Genomic DNA, 4,765 nt, shown 5'->3' on the forward strand with positions numbered 1-4,765 from the left:
TATATTGGTTTGGAATTACAATTTGACTAATTGTCGCAAATAATATGTTGGTTGCACCAATTGGAATCCAAGCTAGGCCGAATAAGAAAATAGAAAGCCATTGAAACGGTACAATGGTAGAGAGAAACCAAAAGATAGCGCCAGTCGCAAAGCCAATAATAGAGACACGGCCAACATTACGTTTGCCAACCCATGAACTGAATAATGCACCGATGAGACTACCTGCTGATATAGCAGCTAAGAAGAAGCCATATGATTTCACGCCGCCTAAAGAATCAGCGAAAGAAGGGAGTATCGCCATCGTCATACCAATTGAAAAATTAGCGACTACTGAACCGATTAAGAATACGCCCATTAATGAACGGAAGACGATCGAAAAACCTTCTTTTAAATCAGTGAAATATTGCTTAGTTGATAGCGATGTATTGGTTTCTGCTTGCTGTGGCATTTTCAATGAAAAGAACAAAAGGGCAGTAATCGCGAATGTAAAGGAGTCGATTACGTATAAAGTGATAGCGCCAAGTAGTGCTACTAATATGCCAGAAAGCGTCGTGCAAATTAAATCGATGCCTTGATATGCAAATGAAAAGAGTGAATTTCCTTTTAATAATTGTGTTTTATGCAGTAGAAGTGGTAAAGCTTTTGATTGTGCGGGATAGGTGAATTGTTCGATAAAGGATACGATGGGCATGATGATAAGTAATAGTTGAACAGTTAATAGATCGAAGTAGTGTGTAATAGGAATGATTAATATAAGAATGCATTGCAAAACTTGTGTGATGACGAGAGTGTTTTTTATTGACCATCTATCAACGAATGGCCCGGTAAGAAATTGAAGTGCAGAAGGTAATAATGTAAGAAAACCAGCCAATCCAGAATAAAAAGGATTACCACTCAGCTTATATACGAGCCACATCGCGGCTACATAATACAAACTATCTCCTATGTTTGTAAAAATTCTCCCTAAAAATAGTAAGAGGAAATTCCGATTTTTTAATAAGTCCATTTAATCTACTCCTTTATAATAAATTTATTCGGTAAAATAAATTTGACCGTTAGTGTAAAAAAAATCGTATTACGATTTTTCTTCTTTTTTCACAAAGCGCTGCATCGCTCGCTCGTCGATTTGTAGTGCAGTAGTAGAAATGTAATAAGATTTACTATTTGGATCTTTATCTGCATCTTTTGTGATCTCGTTTAATTCAGACATCACTTTATAAAACTTTTTCACCCACACTTGAAATTGTTCTGGCGTAGCATCAAACTCCCAGCAAGATGAAACGTAATTCCATTCAGCTGGGTCTTCACTTACTTTTCGTAACATAAAAGCTTCTTCCGGTGCAGCAAGAATATGGCTTTTCGTCATTTCCGTCATTTGTAAAAAGATTTGGCGACCAGATTCGCTTAACATTCCTAAATGAGGTAATAGATCTGCGGCAGGGGTGAAGCCTCTAGCGACAGATTGATAAAACTTTTGAATGATACCATTCTTTTCTTCTGTATAAACAATTTCTATAAAACCATTCTTTTCTAATTCTTTTAAATGATAATGAATTTTAGCCCTTGGAATGCCGAATTTCTCAGATAGTAGTTGTCCTGTATAAGGACGTTCGCATAGACGCATCATCATTTCGACACGTAGTGGATCGCTTATTGCTTTTAGTTGGCTATAAGTAGTGAGTGTTAACATGGGCTTCAACATGATCAACTCCTTAAATGAAATTACTCGGTCAAGATTATTTGACTGAATTGTATCAAGGATTCTAATTATTTTCAATACTTTCTGAAAATTAAATCTTCCCCTCTGTAATCTTCTGTTCATATTCCGTTCATATTTCTTTTTTATGATAAGTGCATAGAAAGAAAGAGGAAGGAGCGAGCGAAATGTTTTTAGCTCTGCGTGAATTAAAACAATCAAAATTAAGATACGGATTAATCGGATTGATTATGGTGTTATTATCATTTTTAGTCCTTGTTATTTCAGGATTAGCAAATGGACTATCATATGATAATGCTTCATCGATTCAAAATATGGAGGCAAATAAGTTCGTTTTAGCGGATGATGCGGAAAATAAATTACTTCGTTCACAAATTAAGAAAGACGATGTAGATAACGTAGTCAATCAAGTAGGCGAGAAAGAGGCCGTTCCGTTTCGCGTGAAAGTTTCAACGTATGAAAAGAAAGATAGTTCGAAAAAAGTGGATGTTGCTATTTTCTCAAGTGAACGTGATTCATTTTTAGAACCGAACATTGTAAAAGGTGAGAAATTAGGTACAGCAAACAACGAAATGGTTGCTGATGAATCAATTAAAGAAAAAGGAATCGATATTGGAGATACAATTATTGATCCTGTTTCAAAGAAAGAATTTACAATTGTTGGATTTACGAAAGACCAAATGTTTAGCCATACACCAGTTGTGTATGTAAATGAAGACGTATGGGGCTCTATTTCACAACCAAACCAAAAAGATTATAGTGCAATTGCACTGAATACAGATAAAGAAATTAAAAATGCACATGTTATCGACAAAAAAGAAGTACTGCAAAGTATTCCAGGATTTAAAGAAGAGCAAGGAACATTAACGATGATCATTGCATTCTTACTTGTTATCGCTGCGTTACTAATCGGTGTATTCTTCTACGTTATTACACTGCAAAAAACACAGCAATTAGGTGTATTAAAAGCAATCGGTACAAAGAACTCTTATTTAGCAAATAGCTTAGTCGTGCAGGCGTTATTCTTATCAGTCGTTGCGATGGTGATCAGTATTGTCCTTGTACAAGGATTAGAACAAATTTTACCAGCGGGTATGCCGTTCTTATTAACAACACCGATGATTGCACAATATGCAGCAATCTTTATCGTCATTAGTATTTTAGGAACACTGATTTCGTTATACCAAGTATTAAAAGTTGATGCATTAGAAGCAATTGGAGGCGGGATGTAATGACTTCATTATTGAAATTAGACAAAGTAAGTAAAGTGTACGGAGAAGGGAATACGGAAGTAACAGCCCTTCATCCGATGTCGCTTGATGTGAAAGCTGGAGAGTTTATCGGAATCGTCGGTCCTTCTGGATCAGGAAAAAGTACGTTATTATCAATCGCGGGTGCATTATTATCACCTTCAAAAGGGGATATTTACATTCGTGAGAAAAATATTACGAAGTTATCGGAAAAGGAAATGACAGACATTCGTTTGAAAAAAATCGGCTTCATTTTCCAATTCGCAAATCTTGTTCCATATTTAAATGTAAAAGAACAATTACTTTACATTGCAAAGCTTAAAAAAGACAATAAACAAGAATCAGAAAAGCGTGCGGATCATTTATTAGCGGCATTTGGATTAGGAGAAAGAAAAAATCATTATCCAAATCAACTGTCCGGCGGAGAAAAACAAAGGGTAGCAATCGCTCGCGCGTTTATGAACAATCCGGATTTAATATTAGCGGATGAACCAACGGCTAGCTTAGACTCGAAACGTGCACGTGAAGTTGTAGAAATGATGAAACGTGAAGTGAAAGAGAGCCAAAAAGCAGCAATTATGATTACACATGATGAAAGAATGCTTGATGTATGTGATCGTATATTGACGCTTCGAGATGGGAAGTTAATATAAAGAAAAAAGACAATCGCACAAGTGTGCGGTTGTCTTTTGTATAAGTGCTTTATCCCACTTTAATGGGCAGTAAGACCCCCACCTCAAAATGCAGCGAAAGCAAAGAAGTTAGGTGGGGATCAACTGCCCATAAAAGTCCGATTGGTTCAACTAATAATCAGTGGGGGATGAAGAAAACCCCACTGATTAAAGTTTCACTTTATTTTGAGAATAACGCTTTAATTTTATTACGCGTAAGTAATAAAACGCCGCCTAATACAGATAACATACCTAAAGCCATATTATTTGATTGCTCACTACCAGCGTTAGGAAGTTCTTTAGCATTATTGTTTGTGTTTGTAGTACCAGTCTTTGTTTCAGTTTGTTTTGATTGAGATACTTCATTAATTTTGTTATCTACATTTTGCTTCGTTGTATGTACCTCAGCTAATTTGTCTTCAATTTTTTTCTCAGTATGTTTAAAGTCGTTGATTTTAATATCTAAGTCTTGTTTTTTCTTTGTTAAATCATCTGAAACAGTTTGTTTCGCTTGTTTTATCTCGTTAATTTTATTTAGTAATTCTTCTCTAGCTTTTTGTAATTCAGCAAGTTTGTTTTTTACATCTTGTTTAGCTAGTTCTAAGTTAGTGGAAAGACTATCTAAATTGCCTTTAATTTTCTTAAGTTCCTCTAACGTGTTACCAGTATTCGGCTTATTTTCTTTTAGCTCAGCAAGTTTGTCCTCAGCAGTTTGTTTTGCTTTCTTTAACTCAGCTAATTTTTCATCTACCTGTTTTTTAACTTCCTTAAGTTCATTAACCTTTTGATCGATGTTCTCTTTATGTTGCTTAATTTCATTCACTTTTTCATCGACAGTTTGTTTATGCTCTTTAATCTCATTCACTTTGTTATCGATATTTTGCTTATGCTCTTTAACTTCAGCAACTTTGTCTTCTACTTGTTTTTTATGCTCTTTCATTTCAGCGATTTTATCTTCGGCGATTTGCTTGTCTTGCTGAAGTTTTGCATCTAACTCTTCTTTACGTTGTTTAATCTCATTGATTTTTTCATCAGCAATTTGTTTACGCTCATGTAGTTCATTAACCTTCGTATCAACATTTTCCTTAACTTGGTTAAGTTCATTCAATGTTTGATCCACGTTTTCT

General features: G+C 35.0%; 5 protein-coding genes. 2 read left to right on the forward strand and 3 right to left on the reverse strand.

Annotated features, from left to right (window positions below; translation table 11 throughout):
* Both MR113_RS26720 and MR113_RS26725 read right to left on the reverse strand, forming a co-directional pair.
* Window positions 1-1,006: MFS transporter (locus tag MR113_RS26720; protein WP_242257425.1), on the reverse strand; the 1,006-nt coding region annotated here is incomplete at its 3' end.
* A 69-nt stretch (window positions 1,007-1,075) separates the two neighbouring features.
* A complete protein-coding gene (locus tag MR113_RS26725) occupies window positions 1,076-1,702 on the reverse strand; it encodes an ArsR/SmtB family transcription factor (RefSeq protein WP_242257426.1) in 627 nt (208 codons plus the stop codon).
* Window positions 1,703-1,884: 182 nt separating this feature from the next.
* Here MR113_RS26725 and MR113_RS26730 point away from each other — a divergent pair, with 182 nt between their 5' ends.
* Window positions 1,885-2,949 carry an ABC transporter permease gene (locus MR113_RS26730; protein WP_000477765.1) on the forward strand — a complete coding sequence of 355 codons (1,065 nt, stop codon included), beginning with the start codon at window positions 1,885-1,887 and terminating at the stop codon, window positions 2,947-2,949.
* Window positions 2,949-3,620 carry an ABC transporter ATP-binding protein gene (locus MR113_RS26735; RefSeq protein ID WP_061677765.1) on the forward strand — a complete coding sequence of 224 codons (672 nt, stop codon included), beginning with the start codon at window positions 2,949-2,951 and terminating at the stop codon, window positions 3,618-3,620. The genes MR113_RS26730 and MR113_RS26735 overlap by 1 nt, the downstream gene beginning before the upstream one ends.
* A 199-nt stretch (window positions 3,621-3,819) precedes the next feature.
* Here the strand turns inward: MR113_RS26735 and MR113_RS26740 are convergent.
* Window positions 3,820-4,765 (reverse strand): LPXTG cell wall anchor domain-containing protein (locus MR113_RS26740; protein WP_242257427.1); only part of this gene is annotated, 946 nt, incomplete at its 5' end.

This window comes from Bacillus cereus group sp. BfR-BA-01379, from assembly GCF_022663605.1.
Classification (GTDB): Bacteria; Bacillota; Bacilli; order Bacillales; family Bacillaceae_G; genus Bacillus_A; species Bacillus_A mobilis.

Bases quoted from the DNA above. Each gene is read 5' to 3' on its own strand.
- MR113_RS26730 (WP_000477765.1), top strand. From the start codon at position 1,885: ATGTTTTTAGCTCTGCGTGAATTAAAACAATCAAAATTAAGATACGGA.
- MR113_RS26725 (WP_242257426.1), bottom strand. From the start codon at position 1,702: ATGTTGAAGCCCATGTTAACACTCACTACTTATAGCCAACTAAAAGCA.
- MR113_RS26735 (WP_061677765.1), top strand. From the start codon at position 2,949: ATGACTTCATTATTGAAATTAGACAAAGTAAGTAAAGTGTACGGAGAA.